The following is a 24,694-nucleotide window of genomic DNA, read 5'->3' as shown; positions in this document are numbered from 1 at the left end:
TGATAGTCATCGCTCGGCGTGACGGCGCGGCAGGATGACCGGACGGCCGGTGTCGGGGTCGTCGAGCACGCGCACCGGGGTGCCGTAGACGGCCTCGACCCGGTCCGCGGTCAACACGTCGCGCGGGTTCCCCCGAGCGACGAGCCGGCCGCCGTCGATCATCGCGACCTCGTCGGCGTATGCCGCGGCGAGCGACAGGTCGTGCAGCACCACGACCACCGCGCGCCCATCCCGCGCGAGCCGCCGCGCGACGCGGAGGACCTCTTCCTGGTGCCGGAGGTCGAGGGCTGCGGTCGGCTCATCGAGCAGCACGACGGGGGTGTCCTGCGCGAGTACTCGAGCCAGCGAGACACGCGCCTTCTCGCCACCCGAGAGCGACGGGTAGGCGCGATGGAGCAGGTGTGCGACATCCGCTCGCTCGACGGCTTCGGCGATACGAGCGTCGTCGAGGCGGGCGCGCTCGGTTCCGATCCAAGGAGTGCGCCCCATCGCGACCACCTGGCCCGCGGTGAACGAGAAGGCGACCTGGTTCGACTGCAGCAGCACCGACCGTCGCCGCGACAGCTCGCGGGCCGACCACTCGCCCGCCGGACGCCCGTCGAGATGCACCGCGCCCGAGGTGGGCGCGCGGTCGCCTGTCAGCAGGGAGAGCAGGCTCGACTTTCCGGCGCCGTTGGGCCCGACGAGAGCGAGCAGCCGGCCGTAGCCGACATCCGTCGTCACGTCGTCGAGGATCGTCGCCTCACCCGATCGCAAGCTCGCGTGCCGCACCTCGACGGCCACGCCCGTCACGACCAGCCCCCGGCGGTGCGGCGGGTGCGGCGGATGAGCCAGAAGAAGAACGGTCCGCCCACGAGCGACGTGAGGATGCCGATCGGCAGGTCTGCAGAGACGACGATGGTCCGCGCGAGGAGATCGGCGTAGACGAGCACGACGCCCCCGCCGAGCGCCGAGAGGGCGATGAGCCCCCGGTGCGCGGGCCCGACCAGCATGCGGATGATGTGGGGCACGACGAGGCCGACGAACGCGATGATGCCGACGAACGCGACGGCGACGCCGGTCAGCAGGGCGACGAGGACGATCGACCCGACCCGCAGCGCCTCGACGCGCACACCGAGGTGGGCGGCGGTGCGATCGCCGAGCGCCAGAAGGTCGTAGCGGCGCGCGAGAGCGAGGGATGCCGCGGTGCCGAGCGCTCCGACGAGGGCGACGACCGCGACCTCCGTCCAGCGCGAGCCGTTCATCGAGCCCAGCTGCCAGAACACGATCTGCTCGCGCGACGCCGTGTCTCCCGCGAACATCAGGAGGGCCAGCGCGGCCCCCGCGAACGCATTGACGGCGATGCCCGTCAGGATGAGCGTGATCGACTCGGTCCGGCCCTGCGCGCGGGCAGCGGCATACACGACCAAGGTCGCGACGAGACCGCCCGCGAAGGCGCAGACCGCGATCGACCACGGACCGAGGAACGAGAAGCCGAGCGTGATCGCTGCGGCAGCGCCGACGGCCGCGCCCGACGAGACGCCGACGACGCCCGGCTCGGCGAGCGGGTTCGCGAAGATCGCCTGCATGACGGCACCGGCGACCGCGAGCAGCGCACCGACCAGAAGCGACATCGCGACGCGCGGGAAACGGATCTGCCACAGCGTCTGCTCGATGAGCGGCTCGGTCGGCGCCCACGAGCCGGGCATGCCGAGGGCACGGAGGACGGAGCCCACGACCTCGGCGGGACCGACCGGCAGCTGACCGAGCCCGGCCGAGAGCACGACGCCCACGACGAGCAGCACCGCGCTCACGATCGCGACGAGAACTCCGCGGCGCCCAGCGGCACGCCCGCTCACGAGGCGGGATCGGGCGCGTAGACAGCGCGTGCCAGCGCGTCGAGCACCCCCGCGCTGCGCGGCCCGAACGACAGGATCTGTCCGTCCGCCATGTCGACGAAGCGGCGATGCTGGCCGGCTGCGGTCAGCGCGATCGCGGGCTTGTCGGAGAGCAGACCGTCGACGCCGCCGACCGATTCGAGCCCGGCGGTCATCACGAGGATGAGGTCGGGGTCGGCGGCGACCATGGCTTCGTCGGTGAGCGGCTGCATGCCGTTCCAGCCGAGCTCGCCGGCGACGTCGACGCCGCCGAGCGCGGCGATGAGCTCGGCGGCGCCCGATTCGGAGCCGAAGAGGTAGTACACCCCCGCCGTGCCGCGCAGGTAGAGGAAGACCATGCGCAGCCGGTCCGCCGCGGCCGCCGGCGCAAACGCGGCGATCTGGGCACGCGTCTGGTCGACCTCGCTCGCGATGCGCTGGGCGAGCTGCTCGCCCGCGTCGGGTACGCCGAGCACCTCGCCCACCGTCCGCGCGAGATCGGCGGCACCGTCGAACGAGGCGGAGCGCTCGACGAAGACCACCGTGATGCCGACATCCCGCAGTTGCTGCACGACGTCGACCGGTCCGATGCTGCCGTCGGTGATGACGAGGGTGGGGGCGAGGCCGATGATCGACTCGGCGTTGACGGTGTGTCCGCTGCCCGTGACGACCGGCAGGTCCGCCGCGCCGGGGAACGTCGTCGAGACGTCGCGGCCGACGAGCTCGCCGCCGAGGCCCAGGCCCCAGACGGTCGCGGCCAGCGAACCGGAGAGGTCCATCGCGATGATGCGCGAGGTGTCCGTCACCGTCACCTCGACGTCGCCGGTGAGATCCTGCGAGCTCACGGTGACGGGCAGGCTCTGGGTGGGATCCGTCACGACCGGCTCGACCGCGGCGTCGGCGAGGACGGCGGTCGTGGGGCCCTCGAGCGAGCGCGGGTCGGTCACCGGCGCCAATTCGCTCAGCGGGGGTCGGTCGATCACGACCTGGCCCGCCGCCTCGCCGTGAGACGGCGCAGCCGGAGCGCAGGCGCTGAGCGACAGGGCAGCAGCGGCGAGCGCCGCGACGAGGAGTCGCCGCATCTTCACGCGGCCGGCCCTTCGTCGGCGTGATCGGCGGGCCCACCGCCGGCACGCGCCTTCCGCTGCTTGCGGCGCGAGGCGACGATCGCTGCGGTCGACCCGCCGATCGTCGCGACGAGCGCGCCGCCGATAGCGGCGAAGAGCGCGACCGGCAGCGCGCCGCTCGATCCGCTCTCGTCATCGCCCGCCTCCGCGGCATCCGCGGCGGGTGATGCATCGACGACGGGCGATGGGTCTGCCGTCGGGGTGGCAGCCGCGCACACACCGCTCGCGGTGAACGACAGGGGGTCGAAGGCGGTGCCGGTCTCGTAGTTGCCGAAGGCGGCGAACCCCTCCTCGGTGATCGCGGTGGCGGCATCCGCGGCGGCGAGAGTGAGGGCTTCTCCCGAGACCGTGTTCTCCAGACCCGCCAGGTCGACGGTCACGAACGGCACCTGGGGTGTCGTGACGACGGTGTCGTCGCCGGCGAGCGCGCTCTCCATCGAGACTCCGGCGAGGTCGACGAGAACACGCCCCGCCGCCGGCGCGATCTCGAGCGTGACGTTCTGCACCGTCGAGTCGAGCAGGCCGCCGTGCCCGGTGAACCGGATGCCGCCGGGGAAGGCGATCGAGCCGGCGCCGGTCGCGGGGTCGTAGCTGCCCGTGCCACCGGTCCAGGTGAACGCGGGCGTCTCGTAACCCACGCCGCCGAACGGCTCCCACGCACCCTTCGCGATGGAGCCGGAGATGTACGAGCGGAACGACTCCTTGAAGCCCCACGTGATGGTCGCGTCGGTGATGTCGCAGACGGGCGGCGAGGTCGCGGCGGTCCGCTGCTCGACGGGCGCGGCGTCGCCGATCGCGAGGGCGGGGCTCGCGACACCGAGGACGATCGACGCAGCGGCGAGCACCCCGAGGGGCGCGCGGGACAGAAGGGAAGAGCGCACAGCAGACTCCAGAGATAAGGTCAGGCTTGCCTAACCTTATCGGAGCCGGTGTCAGGGTCGCAGTGGCAGCAGCGCCCCGAGATCGGCGCGGGTGCCCGACGCGCGCAGCCGGCCCGCGGCGGCGGCATCCGCCCAGGCGAGGTCGCCGAGGGCGAGGGCGATCCAGGTCGCGGCATCCGTCTCGACGACGTTCGGCGGGGTGCCGCGCGTGTGCCGCGGCCCCTCGACGACCTGGACGGCACCGAACGGCGGCACGCGCATCTCGACCGAGTTGCCGGGCGCCTTCTCGACGAGCAGCTGCAACAGGTAGCGCACGGCGGTCGCCAGGTCGGTTCGAGCGGGCTTCTCGCCGGACGCATCGGCGGCGGCGACGGCGGCGAGCGCGGCGCGGCCATCGGCGGTGAGGATGCTGCGGGCCATGGGTTCCACGCTAGCCCGGTCGGTAGGCTGGCCGGGTGAAGATCCTGGTCCTCGGCTCGGGCGCGCGCGAGCACGCCATCATCCTCGCTCTCGCCGCGGAAGGCGCAGGTCACGACCTGCTCGCGGCCCCCGGCAACGCCGGCATCGCCCGCGATGCCGAGATCGTCCCGGGCCTCGACCAGAACGACCCGGTCGCCGTGACGGAGTTCGCCGGCAGCGCCAACGTCGATCTGGTCATCGTCGGGCCGGAGGCCCCGCTCATCGCCGGTGTCGCCGATGCGCTGCGCGAGCGCGGCATCCCCGTCTTCGGCCCCGGCAAGGTCGCCGCGCAGCTCGAAGGATCGAAGGCGTTCGCCAAGCGCGTCATGGACGAGGCCGGCGTGCCCACCGGGCGCGCCGTGCGGGCGCGGAGCCGTGCCGAGGTCGAGACGGCGCTCGACGAGCTCGGCACCCCCCATGTGGTCAAAGCCGACGGCCTCGCCGCCGGCAAGGGCGTCATCGTCACCGACGACCGTGAGGCGGCGCTCGCCCACGCCGACACCTACCTCTCGAGCGGCCCAGTGCTGATCGAGGAGTTCCTCGCCGGCCCCGAGGTGTCGCTCTTCTTCGTCTCGGACGGCGACACCGTCCGAGCCCTGAGCCCGGCGCAGGACTACAAGCGCGCCTACGACGGCGACGCCGGCCCGAACACCGGGGGCATGGGCGCCTACTCGCCGCTCCCCTGGCTCGCCGACCGGTTCGGCAGCGAGGCCGGATTCGTCGCCGAGGTCACGCGCGACGTGGCCGAGCCCGTCATCCGCCACCTCGACGCCGAGGGCACACCGTTCATCGGCCTGCTCTACGCGGGCCTCATCCTCACCGAGTCGGGCATCAAGGTGATCGAGTTCAACGCGCGGTTCGGCGACCCCGAGACGCAGGTGGTGCTCGCGCGGCTGACCTCGCCGCTCTCGGAGCTGCTGATGGCCGCGGCGAGCGGGCGACTGGAGTCCGAGCCCGATCCGACGTTCTCGGACGATGCCGCCGTCACCGTCGTGCTCGCGAGCGAGGGCTACCCCGACAACCCGGTGACCGGCCGGGCGCTGACGGGGCTCGACGCCGCGGCATCCGTCGAAAGCGTGCACCTCGCGCACGCTGCGACCGCCGAGTCGGTCGACGGGCTCGTCGCCACGGGTGGACGCGTGCTCAACGTCGTCGCACGCGGCGCCGACTTCACCGAGGCTCGCGACCGCGCCTACCGCGCCCTCGCGGAGATCAGCCTCGAAGGCTCGCACCACCGCACCGACATCGCCGCCCGCGTCGCGGACTGAATCCACGGCACGGGCGGCCCGACGGAGCGCGACGGGGTCAGCGCTTGGCGAGGTGCGCGGGGCGCTTGAGGAAGATCACGACGATCACGGCGACCCCGATGACGATCGCCGGCAGGATCATGGCCTGCGCCATCGCGGCGGAGAAGCCCTCGGCGATCGCGGGAGGCATCGCGCCGCCGCCACCGCCGAAGTCGCCGCTCGCGGCATCCCCGCCACCCGGCAGATTCGCCGTCAGTCGCGACTGCATGTAGGCCGCGATGGCCGCCGAGCCGATCACCGAGCCGACCGTTCGGGTCGTGTTGTAGATGCCCGAGCCGGCCCCCGCCTGACGCGGCGGCAGATTGCGGGTCGCGGTCGTGGCGAGCGGCCCCCACATGCCGGCGTTGGCGACACCGATGATCGCGGCAGGGATGAGCAGCAGCAGCACCGGGGCCTCGGTGTTCATGAGCAGCGCGTAGCCGACGAGGCCCACGACCATCAGCGTCAGGCCGGGGACGAGCAGCAGACGCGGGTCGACCCGGTCGAGGATGCGGCCCGCCAACGGTGCGAGCGCGCCCGACAGCACCGCCATGGGGACGAGCAGCAGCGCCGACTGCGTCGGCGTCAGGCCCCGGGCGAGTTGCGTGAAGAACGCCATCGGCAGCGCCATGCTCGTCACGGTGAAGCCCACCGCGGCGATCGCGAGGTTCGAGATCGCGAAGTTGCGGTCGCGGAAGAGCTCGAGCGGAACGAGGGGCTCGCTCTTGGTCCGGCCCTGTGTCCAGACGAACACCGCCATCACGACGACACCCGCGGCGATCATCGCCCAGATGCCGGCGGCCCACTCGTAGTGCTCGCCCTCCTGCAGACCGAAGACGATGAGGAAGAGCCCGATCGCGCTGAGCACGACCCCCACGACGTCGAAGCGGTGCGGGTGGGTCTCGAGATGCGGCACCAGGCGCCACGCCAGCACGAACGCCACGACGCCGACGGGGATGTTGACGAAGAAGATCCACTCCCACCCGAAGCCGTCGACGAGCACGCCGCCCGCGAGCGGTCCGACGAGCGTCGCGACACCGGCGGTCGCACCCCACAGCCCCATGGCCGCGCCGCGGCGCTCGGCGGGGAACGTGCGAGTGATGACGGCCATCGTCTGCGGGGTCATGAGAGCGGCGCCGAGACCCTGCACGGCTCGCGCGATCACGAGCACGGCGAGCGAGCCCGAGAGCCCGCAGGCGAGCGAGGCGATCGTGAAGATCGCGAGCCCGATCAGGTAGATGTTCTTCGGTCCGAACCGGTCGCCCAGGCGGCCGGTGACCAGCAGCGGCACGGCGTACGCGAGCAGGTACGACGAGGTGACCCACACGACGTTGTCGAGGTTGCCGGTCGACGGGTCGAGCGCGGCCTTGATCGCGGGGTTCGCGACCGAGACGATCGTCGTGTCGACGAGGATCATGAAGAATCCGATGACCATCGCCCACAGGGCGGGCCACGGGTTGACGGCGGGTGCGGCGCCTTCGGGGGCGCGGACGGTGCTGGTTCTCTCGCTCATGCGCGGGCGGCTTCTCTCTGTGCCAGGTAGCGGTCGGTCGGGGCGAGGTCGGTGACCCCCCACACGGTGTCGGGACGACGGATGTACTCGACCGCTTCGTCGAGCCAGGCGACATCCGCCGACAGCAGAGCCGTCTCGCGGTGCACCTCGATCCAGAACTGGGGATACGAGCCGCGCTCGATCGCGTGATCGCGCGCCTGACGGTGCGCACCGAGGGATGCCGCCAGGGCGTCCCGCCGCTCGCTGAGAAGCGCGACGACTTCGCCACGGTCGAGGTTGTGCGACTCGGCCAGCGCGACGCGGAAACGGTCGGGGCGGTCGATGGCGGGGAGCTCGCGCCGCACCCACGCGATCATCATGTCGGCGCCGGCCTCCGTGAGCGTGTAGGTCGTCCGTTCCGGACGGTTGCCGTCACGGTCGGTGCCGACCTCGGCGATGAGCCCCTGCCGCTCGAGGCGAGCGACCGTGTGATAGATCGTGCCGTGGGTCAGGGCGACGAGCCGATCGGCCTTGCGCTCGCGCAGCAGACGGACCATCTCGTAGGCGTGCATGTCGTCCTCGTGCAGCAGCGCCAGCAGCATCAGCCCCAGCGGGGTGAGTCGGTCGACGGCATCCGGCATGGCACCCCCCTCTCGATTAGTCCATGTGGACTATACGCCCTTTTTCACGGGTCGTCGCGGCGTTCCCCGCTCCGGGATAATGGCCGGGTGAGCGCCCTCGATCTGCCCGGCTGGAAGCACGTCTACTCCGGCAAGGTCCGCGACCTCTATCGCCCCGCCGACGGCCCGGCCGACCGGATGCTGGTGGTCGCCAGCGACCGCGTCAGCGCGTTCGACCAGGTGCTCGAACCCGGAATCCCGGGCAAGGGCGAACTGCTGACGCGCCTCAGCCTGTGGTGGTTCGCGCAGCTCGCGGGCGCCGACGGCGGACGCCCGATCCCCAACCACGTCCTCGGGCTCCAGCCCCCGGCAGAGGTCGCGGGCCGGGCGATGGTCGTGCGCGAGCTCGACATGCAGCCGATCGAGTGCGTCGTGCGCGGCTACCTCACCGGCTCCGGCTGGGCGGAGTATCAAGACAGCGGCACGGTGTGCGGCATCCCGCTTCCCGCCGGCCTGCAGAACGGCGACCGGCTGCCCGAACCGATCTACACCCCCGCCTACAAGGCACCCCTCGGCGAGCACGACGAGAACATCTCGTTCGAGCGTTCCGTCGAGCTCGTCGGTGCCGAGACCGCGGCCGCCCTGCGCGACGCATCGCTCGAGATCTACCGGCGCGCCGCGACCCTCGCCGAGAGCAAGGGACTCATCCTCGCCGACACGAAGTTCGAGTTCGGCCTCGACGCCGACGGGGTGCTGACCCTCGCCGACGAGGTGCTCACGAGCGACTCGTCGCGCTACTGGGATGCCGAGGCCTGGCGCACCGGCACGACGCCCGCCGAGCGCATGGCGAGCTACGACAAGCAGATCGTGCGCGACTGGCTCGCGGGCGCCTGGGACAAGACCGGCACTCCCCCGGCCCTCCCCGACGACATCGTCGAGCGCACCGCGGCGAAGTACCGCGAGCTGCTCGAGACGCTCGCCGGCTGACTCCGGTACCGTCCTTCGCGGCGCGGGTCGCGCGGCTCCGCGGAGCGCCGACCGGGCATCCAGGGATCTCACAGATAGGGTGGGGCCGCTCTCGCGCTCCATCCCGAATCCCTCATCCTTCCCGAGGAGTCCCATGCCCATCTGGTCCCTCCACGGCGACGGCCGCACCGTCGCGCGCGGCGCCGTCGTCAAGCCCGGCGAGCGCCTGAACTGGCCCGGCACCATCGCGATCGGCGCGCAGCACGTCGTCGCCATGTTCGGTGCGACGTTCCTCGTGCCGATCATCACCGGCTTCCCGGTCTCGACGACCCTGCTCTTCTCGGGTCTCGGCACCCTCGTCTTCCTGCTGATCACGCGCAACAAGCTGCCGAGCTACCTGGGCTCGTCGTTCGCCTTCATCGCCCCCATCACGGCGCTCAACGGCGGCAACCGCCTCGAGACCGCCGAGCAGATCACTCAGGCGCTCCTCGGCGTCGTCGTCGCGGGCCTCCTGCTCGCCGCGGTCGGCTTCATCGTGCAGGCCTTCGGCACGGGCTGGATCGAGAAGCTCATGCCGCCCGTGGTCGCCGGTGCGATCGTCGCGCTGATCGGGTTCAACCTCGCACCCGCCGCCTGGAACAACTTCCAGCTGCAGCCCGAGGTCGCCACGGTGACCCTGTGCGCCGTCATCCTGTTCAGCGTGCTGTTCCGCGGGTTCCTCGGTCGCATCTCGATCTTCCTCGGCGTGATCGTCGGCTACGTCGTGGCCGCTGTCACCGGACAGGTCGAGTTCGAGGCCGTCGAGGCCGCCGCCTGGTTCGGTCTGCCCGACTTCCACCTCGTGGCGATCGGGGATGCCGCGGCCTGGTCCATCGTGCCGATGTTCCTCCCCGTCGTGCTCGTGCTGATCGCCGAGAACGTCGGCCACGTGCGCGGCGTCGCGACCATGACCGACGACCCCTCGATCAACAAGCACACCGGCCGCGCGCTCATCGCCGACGGTGTCGCGACCACCCTCGCGGGCGGCTTCGGCGGCTCGGGCACCACGACCTACGGCGAGAACATCGGCGTCATGGCCGCGACTCGCGTCTACTCGACCGCCGCGTACTGGGTGGCCGGCATCGTGGCGATCCTGCTCGCCTTCTCGCCCAAGGTCGGGGCCGTGTTCAACACGATCCCCGCGGGCGTGCTCGGCGGCGTCACGACGGCCCTCTACGGCCTGATCGGCGTCATCGGCATCAAGATCTGGGTCGACAACCGCGTGGACTTCTCGCGTCCCGTCAACCAGTACACCGTCGCGGTGTCGTTCGTCATCGCGATCGCCGGGTTCGCGATGAACTTCGGTTCGCTGCAGTTCGGCGCGATCGTCCTCGGCACCATCGCGGCACTGGTGATCTACCACGCCGGCAACGCGATCGCCCGCTGGCGCAAGACCGGCGCCGACGACGGCGGCCCCATCCCCGCGGTGGGCCCCCTGGGAGGAGACCCCCAGTAGGCCCGCATCCCGAGTGCACGGCATCCCGTCGAAAGGACGACTTTCAGACGCGAGGATGCCGTGCACTCGGCGTTTCGCCGTGCACTCGGACCGCGTGGCCCGCGTCAGGCCGAGCCGCGGACGATGAGCTCGGTGTCGAGGATCGTCACCTCGGGGGGCGACATCCCCGCGAGCCGCGCGAGCAGGACATCGGCCATGCACTCGCCCTGCATGAATGACGGCTGCCGCATGGTCGTCAGCTGCGGCTCGGTGGTCAGCGCGACCGGCGAATCGTCGAAGCCCACGACCGCGACCTCGTCGGGGACCCTGATGCCCTCGGACGCGAGCACCTGCATGGCGCCGCGCGCCATGAGATCGCTCGCCACGAAGAGGCCGTCGAGCGGCTCGCCCGCCGCGAGGATGGCACGCATCGCCACAGCTCCGGACTCGGTCGTGAAGTCGCCCTGCACGACGGGGGCCGGCGTGAGTCCCGACTCCGCGAGCGCCACGCGGTAGCCCTCGGCGCGGTCGACACCGGCGGGCATGGACGGCGGGCCCGTGATCGCGCCGATATGGCGGCATCCGCGGCCGATGAGGTAGGCCGTGGCATCCCGCGCACCGGCGACGTTATCGACGTCGATGTAGTAGTCGCCCATCCGCGAACGCACCGGTCGACCGCCGTAGACGACGGGAATCGCGGCCGCGATGCGCTCGATGAAGGTGTCGCTCGTGTGGTGCGACACAATGATCGCGCCGTCGACGGCCCCGCTGCGCACGTACTGGGCCGTCTTGTCGCCGGGGTCGGCGCTGGCCATGATCAGGTTCAGCACATAGTCGCTGCGGCTGATGCGCGAGTTGATGCCCGACACGACCGCCGCGAAGAACGGATCGCCGAACACCCGGTTGGTGTCTTCGGGCACGACGAGCGCGATCGCCATCGTCGACCGGCTGGCGAGCGAACGCGCCGCGCGGTTGGGAACGTAGTTGAGCTCGGCGATCGCGCGGCGCACCGACTCGAGGGCGGCGGGGCTGACGGCGGTCGAGCCGTTGACGACGCGCGACACCGTCGAGCGCGATACACCGGCGACGGCCGCGACCTCTTCGATGGTCGCGGCCGTCCGGTTCTGGTCGGAGATCACAGGTGGGCTACCTCGGGACGGCGGTCCGGGCGGCGTCCGCCGGAGCGGGAACGTCGATCGCACGATCTGCGATGACCCGACGATACTCCTTCGCGCTGTCCTTCAACGTCCGCTCCTGCGTGTGGTAATCCACGTGCACGATGCCGAAGCGCTTCTCGTAGCCCCAGGCCCATTCGAAGTTGTCGAGCAGCGACCAGTAGAAGTAGCCGCGGACGTCGACGCCGGCCTCCTGGGCGTCGAGGATGGCGCCCAGGTGCACCCGCAGGAACTCGGTGCGCTCGGCGTCCGGCACCGACTTCTCGCCGTCGACCTCGACGAGCTCGTCGTCGTAGGCGGCGCCGTTCTCGGTGACGTAGAGGATCGTGCCGACGGGCTGGGCGTACTCGGTCCACACGCGCTCGAGCAGCTGGGTCAGCCCCGCGGGCTGCACCTCCCAGTGCATCGACGTGCGGGGCAGACCCCGCTCGTGCCAGTAGATGTCGTGACCGGCGGGCCACGGCGAGCCGGTCTTGCGATCGGTGGGTGCGTCTCCCGGGGTCGGCGGGTTGGGGTCGGGACGACCGCCCACGAACTCGCCGTGGTAGTAGTTCACCCCGAGGGCGTCGAGCGGCTGCGCGATGATCGTCTCGTCGCCCGGGCGCACAGCATCGCGCCAGCGCTCGACCGCCGCGGCATCCACCTTCTCGATGTCGGCGACGATGTCGCCGGGGTAGGCGGCCCGGAAGATCGGGTCGAGGAACCAGCGGTTGAACTGGCCGTCGATGCGCCGCGCCGCGTCGACGTCGGCGGCATCGGCCGGATCGGCCGGTTCGGCCACCGTCAGGTTCAGCGTGATGCCCAGCGACAGCGACGAGTCGCGCTCGCGCAGGGCGGCGACCGTCTGCCCGTGACCGAGCAGCAGGTGGTGCGCCGCGAGCATGCCGTCGCCGATGTCGAACCGTCCGGGAGCGTGGATGCCCGCGGTGTAGCTGAGGAACGACGAGCACCACGGCTCGTTGAGCGTCGTCCAGTGGTGCACGCGGTCGCCGAGGGCGTCGTGCATGTCGAGGGCGTACTCGGTGAAACGATCGGCGGTCTCGCGAAGGGTCCAGCCGCCCCGGTCCTCGATGGCCTGCGGCAGATCCCAGTGGTAGAGGGTCAGCCACGGGATGATCCCGGCACCGAGGAGCTCGTCGACGAGCCGCTCGTAGAAGTCGACGCCCTTCGGGTTGAGCGCGCCGCCGTCGGGACGCACGCGCGACCACGAGGTGGAGAACCGGTAGGTGTCGAGACCGAGCTCCTTCATGAGCGCGACGTCGTCGCGGTAGCGGTGGTAGTGATCGCACGCGACGTCGCCGTTATCGGCGTTGATCACGGCACCGGGAACACGGGCGAACGCATCCCAGATCGACGCGGTACGACCGTCTTCGAAGGCCGCGCCCTCGATCTGGTACGCCGCGGTGGCTGCTCCGAAGAGGAAGCCGGTGGGGAAGCTGCGCGAAGCGTTCATGTTCTCCTGCTGAGTGCGGTCGAGGTTCAGGGTCATCCCTTCACCGCCCCGGCCATGATGCCACTGACGAGCTGCTTGCCCGCGAAGATGAACAGCAGCAGCAGCGGGATGGTGGCGAGGATGACGCCCGCGAGCACGACCGAGTAGTCGACGAAGTAGTTCGACTGCAGCAGCGACAGCGCCACGGGAAGCGTCGGGTTCTGCCGGTCGAGCACGATGAACGGCCAGAAGAAGTTGTTCCAGGCTCCCACGAAGGTGAAGAGGAACAGCATCGCCGCGGCCGGACGCGCCGCAGTCATGCCGACGGTCCAGAAGGTGCGGATCATCGAGGCTCCGTCGACGCGCGCCGCCTCGATCAGCTCGTCGGGCACCGCCTGACGCAGGTACTGCGTCATCCAGAACACGCCGAACGCGCTGGTGAGCGCCGGGATGATGATGGCGCCGATCTGCCCCGTCCAGCCGAGCTCGGAGAACAGGATGTAGAGCGGCACGACGCCGAGCTGCTGCGGCACGGCCATCGTCGCCACGACGAAGACCAGCAGCCCGGGTCCGCCGTGGAAGCGCAGCTTCGCGAAGGCCCAGCCGGCGAGCGTCGAGGTGATCACGACGGCGGCGGCGATGAGGAACGAGCTGTAGATGGAGTTCCACAGCGCCGGCCAGAAGTTGACGGCCGGGTTGGAGATGACCGACAGGGCGTTCTCGATGAAGTTGCCGCCGGGGATCCACGGGAAGGGCTTGCGGAGCGTGGACGAGTCGCCCGAGCCGATCACGAACGACCAGTAGAGGGGGAACACGGCCGAGAGGAACACGGCGCCGAGGATGGCGTAGGTCCAGAACCCGGGACGGCTGCCGCGGATGCGCCGAGCGCGGCCACCCCGGCGCTGCTTGCGCGCGTTCGGGATGCCCTCTTCCACCGTGGCGAGGGGGACGGGAGTGCCGATGGTGCTCATGCCTGGTTCTCCTTCAGCGCGCGCTGCGCCTGCTTGGACTGCTTCTTCTGCTCCCGTTTGCTGAGCTCACGGCGAAGTCCTTCGTCGCGGACGAGGGTGCGCGTCACCACGAGGTTCACGAGTCCGATCAGCACGATGATGATGAACAGGATCCACGCCATCGCCGCGGCCCGGCCGAAGTTCCACTGTCCCCAGCCGACGTCGTAGAGGTAGAGGGTGATGGTCAGCCACTGCTGGGCGGATCCACCACGGCCGAACTGGTCGAACACCCGCGGTTCGTCGAAGATCTGCAGGCCGCCGATCGTGGCCGTGATGATGACGAAGATGAGCGTGGGCTTGAGCGAGGGCAGCGTGATCGAGAAGAACTGGCGCACGGGGCCGGCGCCGTCGACGGTGGCAGCCTCGTAGAAGTCGCGGTTCACGGCCTGCATGGCCGCGAGCAGGATGAGGGTGTTGTAGCCCATCCAGCGGTAGTTCACCATCGTCGCGATCGCGACGTGGCTCCAGAACGGCTCGACGTGCCAGGGGATGGCGCCGATGCCGATCGACTGGAGGATGCCGTTGATGAAGCCCGACTGGTCGGCGAACATCGCGTTGAAGATGAGGCCGACGGCGATGGGCGCGACGACGTAGGGAACGAGCACCGCCATGCGCCAGAAGGTCTTTGCGCGGATGTTGCGGTCGAGCACGGCCGCGATGAAGATCGCGAGCACGAGCTGCGGAACGCTCGAGAGCAGGAAGATGCTGAAGGTGTTGCGCAGCGCGGTCCAGAAATGCGGCTGCGAAAGGATCCAGATGTACTGGTCGAATCCGATGAACTCACCCTCGCCGCGGATGAGGTCCCAGTCCATGAACGAGATCACCGCGGTGTACGCGATGGGGAAGAGCCCCACGATCGCGAACATGATGAAGAAGGGTGAGATGTAGAGGTACGGCGAGAAGCGGATGTCCCACTTGCTGAGCTTCTGCGAGAAAGAGATGACTCGCGGAGGACGACCGCCGTCGTCGTTTCGGGGGGCGCGCGTCGCCGGGCGCTGCTGAGTCGTGGTCACGATCGTCCTTCGGGTGCGAGAGGGGGACGCCGGGGCGCACCGATGATCCGATGCGCCCCGACGGGGTGGGTCAGAAGGCTCCGACCTCGGTCACCCAGGTCTTCCAGGAGGTCTCCTTGTCCTCGATGCCGTCGAAGACACGCGTGATCGCGTTGCCCAGGGCGTCGTGGAACTGGAAGTACTTCGGGCCCTTGAAGGTCGTGACGGTGATCGCGTTGGCGCGGTCGATGCCGATCTGTCCCGAAGGAGCGTTGTTGAAGTACTCGTTGACCGACCCGGTCAGGTCGGGGCTCGACTGCGCCTCGGGCTGGCTCGGGAAGGTGCCGGCGTTGTTGAACGCCTTGATCTGCGTCTCGGGCGAGGTCAGCCAGTCGGCGAGCTTCTGCGCGTTGGTGAGGTTCTTGCCGTTCGCGGGGACGACGAGGTACGAACCGCCCCAGTTGCCGCCGCCCTCGGGGAAGGCGTTGGCGATGTCCCAGCCCGCGATGTCGGGGGCTTCGCCCTCGATGATGCCGAGCATCCACGGCGGGCACAGCATCGCGGCGAACTGACCGCTGGCCATCGACGCGTACCAGTCGTCGGACCACTGACCGGCGTAGGCCGAGATCGGGATCGCCTTGTCGACGACGGTGTCGTAGGCCTCGCGGATGTCGGGGTTCTCGGTCGCGATGACCGTGCCGTCCGGCTCCTCGTAGGCGACGTCGAGCTGGTTCACGACGCCCTGCAGGACGGAGTTCGCCGAGTCGATGAAGGGCTGGCCCGTCTTGGCGACGTAGTCGCTGCCGACCTGGAAGAAGGCGTCCCACGTCGGGAAGAGCTTGGCGACCTCTTCACGGTCGGTGGGCAGACCGGCGGCCTCGAACAGGTCGGAGCGGTAGCAGACGGCCTGCGGCCCGACGTCGGTGCCGTATGCGACGAGGTTGCCCTCGGCGTCGGTCGCCGCCTTCTCCTTCCAGTCGAGCCAGCGGCCGGCGAGCTCGTCCGGAACCGGGGCGACGAGGTCGGAGTACTGCATCATCTCGGGGAACCAGTCGACCTCGACGCCTTCGACGTCGGCGAGGCCGGTCTTGCCGAGCTTCTGGAAGAAGTTGGTGCGTGCGTCGTTCGACGTCGCGGCCTTGGTGTGGACGACCTTGATGCCGGTCTCCTCGGTGAACTCGGCGAGCAGCTCATCGGTGTAGCCGAAGTCGTTGAACGTCGCGAGGGTGACGGTGTCGGAGTCACCACCGGATGCGGCCTGGTCACCTCCGCCCGAGCATCCGGCGAGGACGATGGCCGAGGTGGTTGCGACGCCGGCCACGAGGCCGATCCGCCGCAGTGCGCGTGAATTCACGTGTCACTCCTTCGTGATTGCGGTATCTGGTGCGCGGCGGTTCGCACCCGACTATGGGAGCGCTCTCACCGATTGACCACGACCATACGGGAGCGCTCCCAGGAACTCAAGAGAGCGCTCCCGAAGTGGATGGTCACGATCAGGTCACGACACCGGCCGGATGCGGCGGACGAGCGGCGCCTTCCCACCCGTAGACTGGTCGCGCACCCATCCCGCGACCTCCGGAGCGAGCAATGCCCACCATCGTCGTCGACGTCATGCCCAAGGCCGAGCTCCTGGATCCGCAGGGCAAGGCGGTGTCGGGAGCTCTCACTCGTCTCGGCGTGGCCGGCTTCTCCGACGTCCGCATCGGCAAGCGCTTCGAGCTCACCGTCGACCGCGCCGACGACGCGACCCTCGAGACCGCTCGCCGCATCGCCGACGAGATCCTCTCGAACTCGGTCATCGAGGACGTCGTGAACATCGAGGTCGTGGAGTGACCGCGCGCATCGGTGTCGTCACCTTCCCGGGCTCGCTCGACGACCGCGACGCGCAGCGCGCCGTCCGTCTCGCGGGCGCCGAGCCCGTCGCGCTGTGGCACGGCTCGCACGACCTCGGCGGTGTCGACGCGCTCGTGCTGCCCGGCGGGTTCAGCTACGGCGACTACCTCCGCGCCGGCGCGATCGCGGCGCTCGCGCCGATCATGGCCGAGGTGAAGGATGCCGCAGACAAGGGCATGCCGATCCTCGGCATCTGCAACGGCTTCCAGATGCTCGTCGAGGCGCACCTGCTGCCCGGCGGCCTGATCCGCAACGCCCACCAGCAGTTCATCCGCCGCGACCAGCGCCTCGTCGTCGAGAACGCCGACACCGCCTGGACGAGCGGCTTCGAGAACGGCCAGGAGATCGTCATCCCGCTGAAGAACGCCGACGGTGGCTTCACGTGCTCGGCCGAGACGCTGAAGCGGATCGAGGGCGAGGGTCTCGTGGCGTTCCGCTACCGCGGAGTGAACCCCAACGGCTCGCTCGACGACATCGCCGGTCTCACGAATGAGCGCGGCAACGTGGTCGGGCTCATGCCCCACCCCGAGCACGCCGTCGAGCCCGGATTCGGCCCGAACACCACCGACGCGATGCGCTCGGGCACCGACGGGCTCACGTTCTTCACGTCGGCCGTCGCGGCGGTGCTCGCCCGCGTCTGAGCACCGGGTCGGTAGCGTGGGGGCATGAGCGAATCCCCACGCCCCATCGTCGTCAGCGTGCCCACCGACGAGCTGGCAGCCGACATCGGCGCCGTGCCCGAGGGGGTCGACCTCGTGGTGTGGGACCTGCGGTCCCCCGCGCCCCGAGACGCGTTCGACATAGTCGTTCCGCCGTACATGTCGGGCAAGCGACTCCTCTCGGCTCTCGAGAACATCAGCGTCGGGATGCTGCAGAGCCAGTCGATCGGCTATGAGGGCATGGGGCGTTACCTTCCCGAGGGCACGAAGCTGGCGAATGCGTCGAGCGTCCACGAAACGGCGACCGCCGAGATCGCGGTGGGCCTCGCGATCGCGGCGCAGCGCGACCTCGCCGACTACGTGCGCAACCAGGAGTCCGCGCGCTGGGCACCGCAGTTCAGCCGCAGCGTCGCTGATCGCACGGTGCTCGTCCTCGGCTACGGCGGCGTGGGCAAGGCCGTAGCATCCCGGCTGCTGCCGTTCGAGACGACGATCGTCCCGGTGGCGTCCCGAGCCCGCGATGAGGACGGCGTCCACGTGCACGGCATCGACGAGCTCGACGAGCTGCTGCCGCGCACCGACATCCTCATGATCACGCTGCCCGGTGGGGAGACGACGAAGGGCCTCATCGGCGCCCGTGAGCTCGCGCTGCTGCCCGACGGCGCGCTCGTCGTCAACGTCGGACGCGGCACGGTGCTCGACACCGACGCCCTCGTGTCCGAGCTGCAGTCCGAGCGCCTGCGCGCCGCCCTCGACGTCGTCGATCCCGAGCCGCTGCCCGAGGACCACCCGCTCTGGGGTGCTCCGGGCGCGCTCGTCGTGCCGCACGTGGGCGGCGCGGCCGACGCCATGCGTCCGCGGATCGCGAAGCTCGTCCGCACGCAGATCGAGCGCCTCGCCGCCGGCGAGGAGCCGCTCAACATCGTCGAGCCCTGAGCCGTCGAACCCCGATGGGGCCCGCCGGGGTCAGACGCGGAAGATCGTGTGGACCGGGCCGCAGACGTCCTGGCCGCCGAGCTCGACGAGCTCCATGAGAACGGCGGTGCCGACCGTCCGGTGCCCGAGGCCTTCGAGCAGGCGCTGGGCCGCGCGCAGCGTGCCGCCGGTCGCGAGCACGTCGTCGACGAGGAGCACACGCGTACCGCGTGGCAGATCGTCAGCCATCTCGATGGTCGCCTGACCGTACTCGAGGTCGTACGAGACGGATGCCGCCGGGCGCGGCAGCTTGCCCGCCTTGCGGATCGGCACCATGCCGACACCGCTCGCCGCCGCGACAGCGCCGGCGATGAGGAATCCGCGCGCCTCGACGCCGGCGACGACGTCGAACTCACGGGCGAAGGGCGCAACGATCGCGTCGACGACGGTGCGCAGCGCGGTCGCGTCGGCAAGCAGCGGCGAGATGTCGCGGAAGAGGATGCCCGGTTCGGGGAAGTCCGGGATGAGCGCGATGAGCGACTCAGCGTGCTCGAGGGGGTCGGAAGTCACCGAACCACCCTAGGCCCGTTTTGATGCTCCTCCGACGGCGAGGTCGCGACTGCAAGCGCTTGCACTAGAGTGAGCGCCATGACCTCCTCTTCCGTGGACACGGCGGCATCCACCCTCGCCCCGATCGGGATCTCCCGCCCCGGCGCCGAGTGGTGGCGCACCGCCGTCATCTATCAGATCTATCCCCGCTCGTTCGCCGACGCCTCGGGAGACGGCATCGGCGACCTCGCCGGCATCACCTCGTGCCTGGGCGACCTCGCCGACCTCGGCGTCGATGCCGTCTGGCTGAGCCCCTTCTTCCGGTCGCCGCAGAAGGATGCCGGCTACGACGTCTCCGACTACTGCGACGTCGACCCTCTCTTCGGCACCCTCGCCGACTTCGACACGATGCTCGACGAGGCGCACGCCCGCGGCATCCGGGTCATCGTCGACCTCGTCCCGAACCACTCGTCCGATCAGCACGCCTGGTTCCAGGAAGCGCTCGCGGTGGAGCCGGGCAGCGCCGAGCGCGCACGCTACATCTTCCGCGACGGCAAGGGCGAGAACGGCGACGAGGCGCCCAACAACTGGGAGTCGGTCTTCGGCGGCCCCGCCTGGACGCGCACGACGAACCCCGACGGCACGCCGGGCCAGTGGTACCTGCACCTGTTCGACTCGACGCAGCCCGACTTCGACTGGGCCAACCCCGAGGTGGGCGACGAGTTCGAGCGCATCCTGCGGTTCTGGCTCGACCGCGGCGTCGACGGATTCCGCGTCGACGTCGCCCACGGCCTGGTCAAGTCGGACGGCCTGCCCGACTTCGTGCCGGCCGAGGACGCCGGATCGATGGGCGGCGACAGCCTCGACGTGCCCTACTGGGGCCAGGAGGGCGTGCACGACATCTACCGCCGCTGGAACCGCATCCTCGCCGAGTACGAGGGCGACCGGGCCCTGTGCGCCGAGGCGTGGCTGCCCACCGTCGACGAGACCGCCCTGTGGGTGCGCCAGGACGAGATGCACCAGGCGTTCAACTTCCCCTACCTGCAGACCGAGTGGGACGCCGACCACCTCACCGAGGTGATCTCCGAGTCGCTGCGCGCCTTCCCCGCGGTCGGCGCGCCCGCGACCTGGGTGCTGTCGAACCACGACGTCGTCCGCCACGCCTCACGCCTGGCGCTGACCGCGGAGAACCCGCAGGGCCACGGTCTCGGCCCCGACTCCCCCGGTCAGCCGGACGCCGTCGTGGGCCTGGCCCGCGCCCGCGCCGCGACGACCCTGATGCTCGCCCTGCCCGGCTCGGCCTACCTCTACCAGGGCGAGGAGCTCGGGCTGCCCGAGGTCGTGCACCTGCCCGATGACGCCCGTCAGGACCCGACCTGGTTCCGCACCGACGGTGAGCGCTACGGCCGCGACGGATGCCGCGTGCCGATCCCGTGGGAGGCCGACGCCCCCGGATACGGGTTCAGCCCGACCGGGGCCTCGTGGCTGCCGCAGCCCGAGGAGTGGCACGGCCTCGCGCGTTCGGTGCAGGACGGCGACCCCGCCTCGACCCTGACGCTCTACCGCGAGCTGCTCGCCGCACGTCGCCGGCACGACCTCGGCGCCGGATCGCTCGAGTGGGTCGACCTGCAGCTCGGTGACGACGTCGTGGCGTTCCGCAACGGCGACGTGCTCGTCGTCGCCAACACCGGCACGGATGCGGTCGCACTGCCCGCCGGTGAGATCCTGGTCTCGAGCGTCGCCGATCTCGCCGAGAGCGCCGGTGACGTGGCCGAGCTGCCCGTCGACGCGGCGGTCTGGATCCGCGTGAGCTGACGAGAGGAGCGGGAGATGGTCGGCATCGACGACGTGGCGCGACGCGCCGAGGTCTCGACGGCGACCGTCTCCCGCACCCTGAGCGGCCGGGGTCCGGTGTCGCCCACGACGCGCGAACGCGTGCTGCGGGCGGCATCCGATCTCGGCTACGTCGTCTCGTCGGCGGCCTCGAGCCTCGCGTCCGGACGCACCCGCAACATCGGCGTACTCGTGCCGATCCTCGACCGTTGGTTCTTCTCGCGCGTGCTCACGGGCATCGCCGCGACCCTGCAGCGCGACGGCTACGACGTCGCGCTGTACGCCCTCACCGCCGAGGCCGACGAACGCCGCCGGGTGTTCGCGACCTCGCTGCGACGGCAGCGCGTCGACGGCGTCATCGTCGTGTCGATGGCACTCGCAAGCGACGAGATCGCGCAGCTCGGCGACCTGGGCCTGCCGGTCATCGCGATGGGCGGGCAGCTCGCGGGCCTGCGGTCGCTCACCGTCGACGAGATCGAGGTGGCCCGGACGGCGACCGAGCACCTGCTCGACCTCGGGCACCGCGACATCGCCCACATCGGCCTGCATCCGCAGTTCGAGGGCGACTTCCACATCCCCACACAGCGTCGCCGGGGCTTCGAGGCCGCCCTGTCCGAGGCCGGCGTCGCCCCGCAGACAGACCGCTTCGCGGCGGCGGACTTCACGATGGCCGGCGGGCATGATGCCGCGACGCGGTTGCTCCGCGACGCCGAGACCCGCCCCACCGCGATCTTCGCGGCCTCGGACGAGATGGCGATCGGGGCGATGCTGGCGGCGCGCGAGCTCGGGCTGCGCGTTCCGGAGGACGTGTCGATCATCGGGGTCGACGGCCACGACCTCGGCGAGTTCTTCGGCCTCACGACGGTCGACCAGTTCCCGGGCCGACAGGGCGAGCGCGTGGCCTCGGCCATGATCGCGGCGCTTCGCGGGATGGCGTCCGAGCCCCCGGCCGACCTCGACTTCGCGCTCGTCGAGCGGTCGAGCACGGCCCCGCCGGCCTGAAACCGGCGCAGCGACCCCCGGGCAGCGCGCAGGCGCCCTCCCGTAGGCTCGGAGCATGGCCTTGGACCTCGACGCCCTCTACACCGACCTGCACCGGCACCCGGAACTGTCGTTCCAGGAGACGCGGACGGCCGCCGTCATCGCGGCTCGGCTCAGCGAGCTCGGTCTCGAGTACGAGGAGGGCATCGGCCGCACCGGTGTCGTGACCGCGATCCGCAACGGAGACGGTCCCGTCGTGTGGCTCCGCGCCGACATGGACGGCCTCCCGGTACCCGAGCAGACCGGCCTCGAGTACGCCTCGACGGCGCGCGGCGTCGACCCCGCGGGCAACGACGTGCCCGTCATGCACGCCTGCGGCCACGACATGCACGTCACCGCGCTGCTCGGAGCCCTCGAGCAGCTCATCGCCACGCAGCACGAGTGGTCGGGAACCGTGGTCGCCGTCTTCCAGCCCGCTGAGGAGTACGGCGCGGGCTCGCAGGCGATGATCGCCGACGGCGTGCTCGACCGCTTCCCGAAGCCCGACATCGTGCTGGGGCAGCACGTCACGCCCCTCCCCGCCGGCGTCATCGGCGTGCGACCGGGCACCCAGATGGCGGCATCCGACGGCCTCAGCGTCGTGCTGCACGGTCGCGGTGGCCACGGCTCTCGCCCGCACTCCACGATCGATCCCGTCGTGATGGCGGCGGCGACGGTCATGCGCCTGCAGACGATCGTGTCGCGCGAGGTCGACCCGCGCGATGTGGCCGTCGTGACGGTCGGCTCGATCCACGCCGGCCTGAAGAACAACATCATCCCCGCCGAGGCGAAGCTCGAGCTCAGCCTGCGCTACCCCGACGACGCCGCGCGGGAGCGCGTCATGGCGAAGGTGGAGCGCATCGTGCGCGCCGAAGCCGCCGCATCCGGCGCCGAGACCGAGCCCACGATCACGGTCGACCACACCCTGCCCCCGACGATCAACGACCACACCGCGACCGCCCGCCTGACCGCCGCATTCGAGCGCGCCTTCGGTGAGGGCAGCGTCGTCGACCCCGGCATGTTCACCGGCAGCGAGGACGTCTCGTGGTTCGCGCGCGAGGCCGGCGTTCCCCTCGTGTTCTGGTTCTGGGGCGGCGTCGACCCGCAGAAGTTCGCGGATGCCGTCGCGGCCGGCACCGTCGAGCGCGACATCCCCACCAACCACTCCCCGTTCTTCGCGCCGGTCATGCACCCGACGATCGAGCGCGGTGTCGAGAACCTCGTCGTGGCAGCCAAGGAGTTCCTCGCATGAGCGACCCCAACGACCCGTTCGCCGATTTCGAGCCCTACGAGCCGCCGGCCAAGCCCGAGCGCGCGAAGCGCGAAAAGGCGCCGCGTGAACCGCGTGAAGCGCGTCAGCCGCGCGAGCCTCGCGAGAAGAAGCCCCGCGCGTCGCGTGAGCCCGGACCCAAGCGAGAGAAGGCGTCGGGGATGCCGTCCGTCATGGCGGACTGGCCCGACGAGCCCCTCGCGCCGCGTCCTGCCGAGCGGAGCGACGACGGCGGCGGCGGCGATCGTCGCCTGCTCGTCATCCTGTCGAGCATCGCCGGCTTGCTCGTGGTCGCCGTCATCGTGGTGTTCGCGATCTATCTGACGCAGCAGTCGCAGCGGCAGGAGCCCGCGGCCGGCCCGGTGCCGACGGCTCCGGCGACGCAGTCGATCCCGCAGCCGTCCGGCACTCCGCAGCCTTCGGAGAGCCCGAGCGCCCCGGCCGCGGCCGCGGGCGTCGCGGTGACCGCGGACGGGTTCACGATCACCGATGCCGGCGGATCGACGACCTTCACCCACGCGTGGGCGGATGACGCGGCTCCGGCCGTGGCGGCACTCACCGAGCTCTTCGGCGCGGCTCCGACGGAGGACTTCCAGAACGGCGACGCCGAGAACTATGCGTATCGGATCTACGTCTGGGAGGGTTTCCGGCTCTACGACGTGTATCTCAGCGAGAGCAACCGCCCGCGAGCCGAGGTTCCCGCACCGACCTACGTCTCCTACGACTCGGACATCGACGTACCCGTGACAGACGACTTCGGGGTCGAGCTCGACATGTCGGCCGATGAGGTCGCGGCGCTCGGTCCCGACTCCGGCCAGGGCGGTTCGTTCGTGTTCGGCTCGGACCGCAACACCTTCTACCAGGACGGTCAGCGCCGCTTCGGAGCAGCCGTGAGGGTCGAGGGCAGCAAGGTCACGGTCACCTACACCTTCCGCGCCGGGCGCTGAGAGGGTCTCCGTGCCAGGCCGGGGTGCCGCCGGCGGTGACTCCCCTGCCAGGATGGCGGGTATGACCACAGCGACATCGCGGCGGCCCCTCATCGTGCTCTCGATCGTGGCGGGGGTGCTGCTGATCGTGGCGGCGGTGGTCGTGTTCCTGCTCGCGCAGCGCGATGCCGCACCCGCGGCTGCGCCGTCGTCCGCGGCCCCGACTCAGACCAGCGCGGCATCGGGGCCGACCCCGACGCCCACGCCGACACCCACACCGGCGGATGCCGCACCCGTGGCGGCCGAGATCGTCATGGCGGCGACCGGTTTCACGATCGTCGCCGATGACGGATCGACGCTGCTCGAATTCCGCTGGCGCGATGAGGTCGGGCCGGCCGTCGCCGCACTGACCGAGGCGTTCGGAACGGAGCCCGAGCTCGGCGTCCAGACCGGAGACGGCACCCACTTTCCCGACTACACGATCTACGACTGGGCCGGCTTCGCGCTGTACGACATGATCTTCGTCGACGGCAACAAGCCGCGGGACGAGTACGGCATCCCGACGTGGGTGAGCATCGGGGCGAACGAGGTGCAGGAAGTGCCCATCACACCCGAATTCGCGCTTACCATCGGCTCGGCCGCGGATGCGGTGCGCTCGAACGGTCCCGACGACGAATGGGCGATGCCCGGCGACGGCGAGCTGCGCTTTGTCTTCGACATCGACCGAACTGATTTCCTCTCTCCCGACGGTCCGGTGCGAGACCTCTCGTACAGCGTCTTCGCGGACGCGACCGAAGGCCTCGGCGTCACCGACATCCTGTACCGCCCCTACAGCGGGCTCTGAACCGAACGCGGAAAC

24 protein-coding genes are annotated in these 24,694 nt (G+C 70.6%); 11 read left to right on the top strand and 13 right to left on the bottom strand.

Annotation, left to right across the window (positions count from 1 at the left end):
• Positions 1 to 6: 6 nt before the first annotated feature.
• Genes DO944_RS06360 through DO944_RS06345 form a run of 5 tightly spaced genes read right to left on the bottom strand, consistent with a single transcriptional unit; the run spans position 7 to position 4,284 of the window.
• A complete protein-coding gene (locus tag DO944_RS06360) occupies positions 7 to 798 on the bottom strand; it encodes a heme ABC transporter ATP-binding protein (RefSeq protein ID WP_396652020.1) in 792 nt (263 codons plus the stop codon).
• Positions 789 to 1,793 (bottom strand): iron ABC transporter permease, encoded by a 1,005-nt coding sequence (locus tag DO944_RS15890; RefSeq protein ID WP_309300099.1) that lies wholly within the window; start codon positions 1,791 to 1,793, stop codon positions 789 to 791. The genes DO944_RS06360 and DO944_RS15890 overlap by 10 nt, the downstream gene beginning before the upstream one ends.
• 41 nt (positions 1,794 to 1,834) lie before the next feature.
• The gene (locus DO944_RS15885) at positions 1,835 to 2,938 is read right to left on the bottom strand and encodes a hemin ABC transporter substrate-binding protein (protein ID WP_258524645.1); all 1,104 of its coding nucleotides are present in this window, start codon (positions 2,936 to 2,938) and stop codon (positions 1,835 to 1,837) included.
• Between the two features lie 2 nt (positions 2,939 to 2,940).
• On the bottom strand, positions 2,941 to 3,864 hold the full coding sequence (locus DO944_RS15880; protein WP_023953113.1) for an HtaA domain-containing protein: 924 nt from the start codon (positions 3,862 to 3,864) through the stop codon (positions 2,941 to 2,943).
• A 51-nt stretch (positions 3,865 to 3,915) separates the two neighbouring features.
• On the bottom strand, positions 3,916 to 4,284 hold the full coding sequence (locus DO944_RS06345) for a sterol carrier family protein (protein ID WP_023953115.1): 369 nt from the start codon (positions 4,282 to 4,284) through the stop codon (positions 3,916 to 3,918).
• A gap of 35 nt (positions 4,285 to 4,319) precedes the next feature.
• Between DO944_RS06345 and purD the strand changes: the two genes are divergently transcribed.
• Entirely contained in the window at positions 4,320 to 5,591 is a 1,272-nt protein-coding gene (purD, locus tag DO944_RS06340) for a phosphoribosylamine--glycine ligase (protein WP_112615787.1), read from the top strand.
• A gap of 37 nt (positions 5,592 to 5,628) precedes the next feature.
• Here the strand turns inward: purD and DO944_RS06335 are convergent, their stop codons facing one another.
• Both DO944_RS06335 and DO944_RS06330 read right to left on the bottom strand, forming a co-directional pair.
• Positions 5,629 to 7,122, bottom strand: coding sequence for a DHA2 family efflux MFS transporter permease subunit (locus DO944_RS06335; protein WP_112615785.1), 1,494 nt, complete (start codon positions 7,120 to 7,122; stop codon positions 5,629 to 5,631).
• Complete coding sequence (locus tag DO944_RS06330) at positions 7,119 to 7,742, bottom strand: PadR family transcriptional regulator (protein ID WP_064955179.1); 624 nt, start codon at positions 7,740 to 7,742, stop codon at positions 7,119 to 7,121. Before DO944_RS06330 ends, DO944_RS06335 begins: the two co-directional genes overlap by 4 nt.
• An 87-nt stretch (positions 7,743 to 7,829) precedes the next feature.
• Here DO944_RS06330 and DO944_RS06325 point away from each other — a divergent pair, with 87 nt between their 5' ends.
• Entirely contained in the window at positions 7,830 to 8,708 is an 879-nt protein-coding gene (locus DO944_RS06325; RefSeq protein ID WP_023953123.1) for a phosphoribosylaminoimidazolesuccinocarboxamide synthase, read from the top strand.
• 133 nt (positions 8,709 to 8,841) lie between these two features.
• Entirely contained in the window at positions 8,842 to 10,182 is a 1,341-nt protein-coding gene (locus tag DO944_RS06320) for a uracil-xanthine permease family protein (protein ID WP_112615783.1), read from the top strand.
• Between the two features lie 104 nt (positions 10,183 to 10,286).
• On the opposite strand, the gene DO944_RS06315 is transcribed toward DO944_RS06320, so the two are convergent.
• The 5 genes from DO944_RS06315 to DO944_RS06295 all read right to left on the bottom strand — a co-directional run bounded on the left by DO944_RS06315 (position 10,287) and on the right by DO944_RS06295 (position 16,124).
• A complete protein-coding gene (locus DO944_RS06315; protein WP_112615781.1) occupies positions 10,287 to 11,300 on the bottom strand; it encodes a LacI family DNA-binding transcriptional regulator in 1,014 nt (337 codons plus the stop codon).
• A gap of 7 nt (positions 11,301 to 11,307) precedes the next feature.
• A complete protein-coding gene (locus tag DO944_RS06310) occupies positions 11,308 to 12,825 on the bottom strand; it encodes a GH1 family beta-glucosidase (RefSeq protein WP_258524591.1) in 1,518 nt (505 codons plus the stop codon).
• The gene (locus tag DO944_RS06305; protein WP_112615779.1) at positions 12,822 to 13,739 is read right to left on the bottom strand and encodes a carbohydrate ABC transporter permease; all 918 of its coding nucleotides are present in this window, start codon (positions 13,737 to 13,739) and stop codon (positions 12,822 to 12,824) included. The genes DO944_RS06310 and DO944_RS06305 overlap by 4 nt, the downstream gene beginning before the upstream one ends.
• Positions 13,736 to 14,791 (bottom strand): carbohydrate ABC transporter permease, encoded by a 1,056-nt coding sequence (locus tag DO944_RS06300; protein WP_378716623.1) that lies wholly within the window; start codon positions 14,789 to 14,791, stop codon positions 13,736 to 13,738. Before DO944_RS06300 ends, DO944_RS06305 begins: the two co-directional genes overlap by 4 nt.
• A 70-nt stretch (positions 14,792 to 14,861) precedes the next feature.
• Entirely contained in the window at positions 14,862 to 16,124 is a 1,263-nt protein-coding gene (locus DO944_RS06295; protein ID WP_112615775.1) for an ABC transporter substrate-binding protein, read from the bottom strand.
• A gap of 233 nt (positions 16,125 to 16,357) precedes the next feature.
• On the opposite strand from DO944_RS06295, the gene purS reads away from it, so the two are divergent.
• Genes purS through DO944_RS06280 form a run of 3 tightly spaced genes read left to right on the top strand, consistent with a single transcriptional unit; the run spans position 16,358 to position 18,258 of the window.
• Positions 16,358 to 16,603 (top strand): phosphoribosylformylglycinamidine synthase subunit PurS, encoded by a 246-nt coding sequence (gene purS, locus DO944_RS06290; protein ID WP_023953132.1) that lies wholly within the window; start codon positions 16,358 to 16,360, stop codon positions 16,601 to 16,603.
• On the top strand, positions 16,600 to 17,304 hold the full coding sequence (purQ, locus tag DO944_RS06285) for a phosphoribosylformylglycinamidine synthase subunit PurQ (protein WP_112615773.1): 705 nt from the start codon (positions 16,600 to 16,602) through the stop codon (positions 17,302 to 17,304). The genes purS and purQ overlap by 4 nt, the downstream gene beginning before the upstream one ends.
• A 24-nt stretch (positions 17,305 to 17,328) precedes the next feature.
• Positions 17,329 to 18,258, top strand: coding sequence for a 2-hydroxyacid dehydrogenase (locus tag DO944_RS06280; RefSeq protein WP_112615771.1), 930 nt, complete (start codon positions 17,329 to 17,331; stop codon positions 18,256 to 18,258).
• Positions 18,259 to 18,288: 30 nt separating this feature from the next.
• Here the strand turns inward: DO944_RS06280 and DO944_RS06275 are convergent, their stop codons facing one another.
• Positions 18,289 to 18,807, bottom strand: coding sequence for an adenine phosphoribosyltransferase (locus DO944_RS06275; protein ID WP_112615769.1), 519 nt, complete (start codon positions 18,805 to 18,807; stop codon positions 18,289 to 18,291).
• A gap of 78 nt (positions 18,808 to 18,885) precedes the next feature.
• Here DO944_RS06275 and DO944_RS06270 point away from each other — a divergent pair, with 78 nt between their 5' ends.
• The 5 genes from DO944_RS06270 (at position 18,886) to DO944_RS06250 (ending at position 24,679) form a co-directional block, all read left to right on the top strand.
• A complete protein-coding gene (locus DO944_RS06270) occupies positions 18,886 to 20,601 on the top strand; it encodes a glycoside hydrolase family 13 protein (RefSeq protein ID WP_112615767.1) in 1,716 nt (571 codons plus the stop codon).
• Positions 20,602 to 20,616: 15 nt separating this feature from the next.
• Entirely contained in the window at positions 20,617 to 21,621 is a 1,005-nt protein-coding gene (locus tag DO944_RS06265) for a LacI family DNA-binding transcriptional regulator (RefSeq protein WP_112615765.1), read from the top strand.
• Positions 21,622 to 21,676: 55 nt separating this feature from the next.
• Positions 21,677 to 22,891 (top strand): amidohydrolase, encoded by a 1,215-nt coding sequence (locus DO944_RS06260; protein WP_112615763.1) that lies wholly within the window; start codon positions 21,677 to 21,679, stop codon positions 22,889 to 22,891.
• Positions 22,888 to 23,856 (top strand): hypothetical protein, encoded by a 969-nt coding sequence (locus DO944_RS06255; RefSeq protein ID WP_112615761.1) that lies wholly within the window; start codon positions 22,888 to 22,890, stop codon positions 23,854 to 23,856. Before DO944_RS06260 ends, DO944_RS06255 begins: the two co-directional genes overlap by 4 nt.
• A gap of 61 nt (positions 23,857 to 23,917) precedes the next feature.
• On the top strand, positions 23,918 to 24,679 hold the full coding sequence (locus DO944_RS06250) for a hypothetical protein (RefSeq protein WP_112615759.1): 762 nt from the start codon (positions 23,918 to 23,920) through the stop codon (positions 24,677 to 24,679).
• Positions 24,680 to 24,694: the final 15 nt, after the last annotated feature.

This window comes from Microbacterium sp. SMR1, assembly GCF_003289625.1.
GTDB classification, from domain to species: domain Bacteria; phylum Actinomycetota; class Actinomycetes; order Actinomycetales; family Microbacteriaceae; genus Microbacterium; species Microbacterium plantarum.
This window is presented reverse-complemented; position numbering and strand designations above follow the sequence as displayed.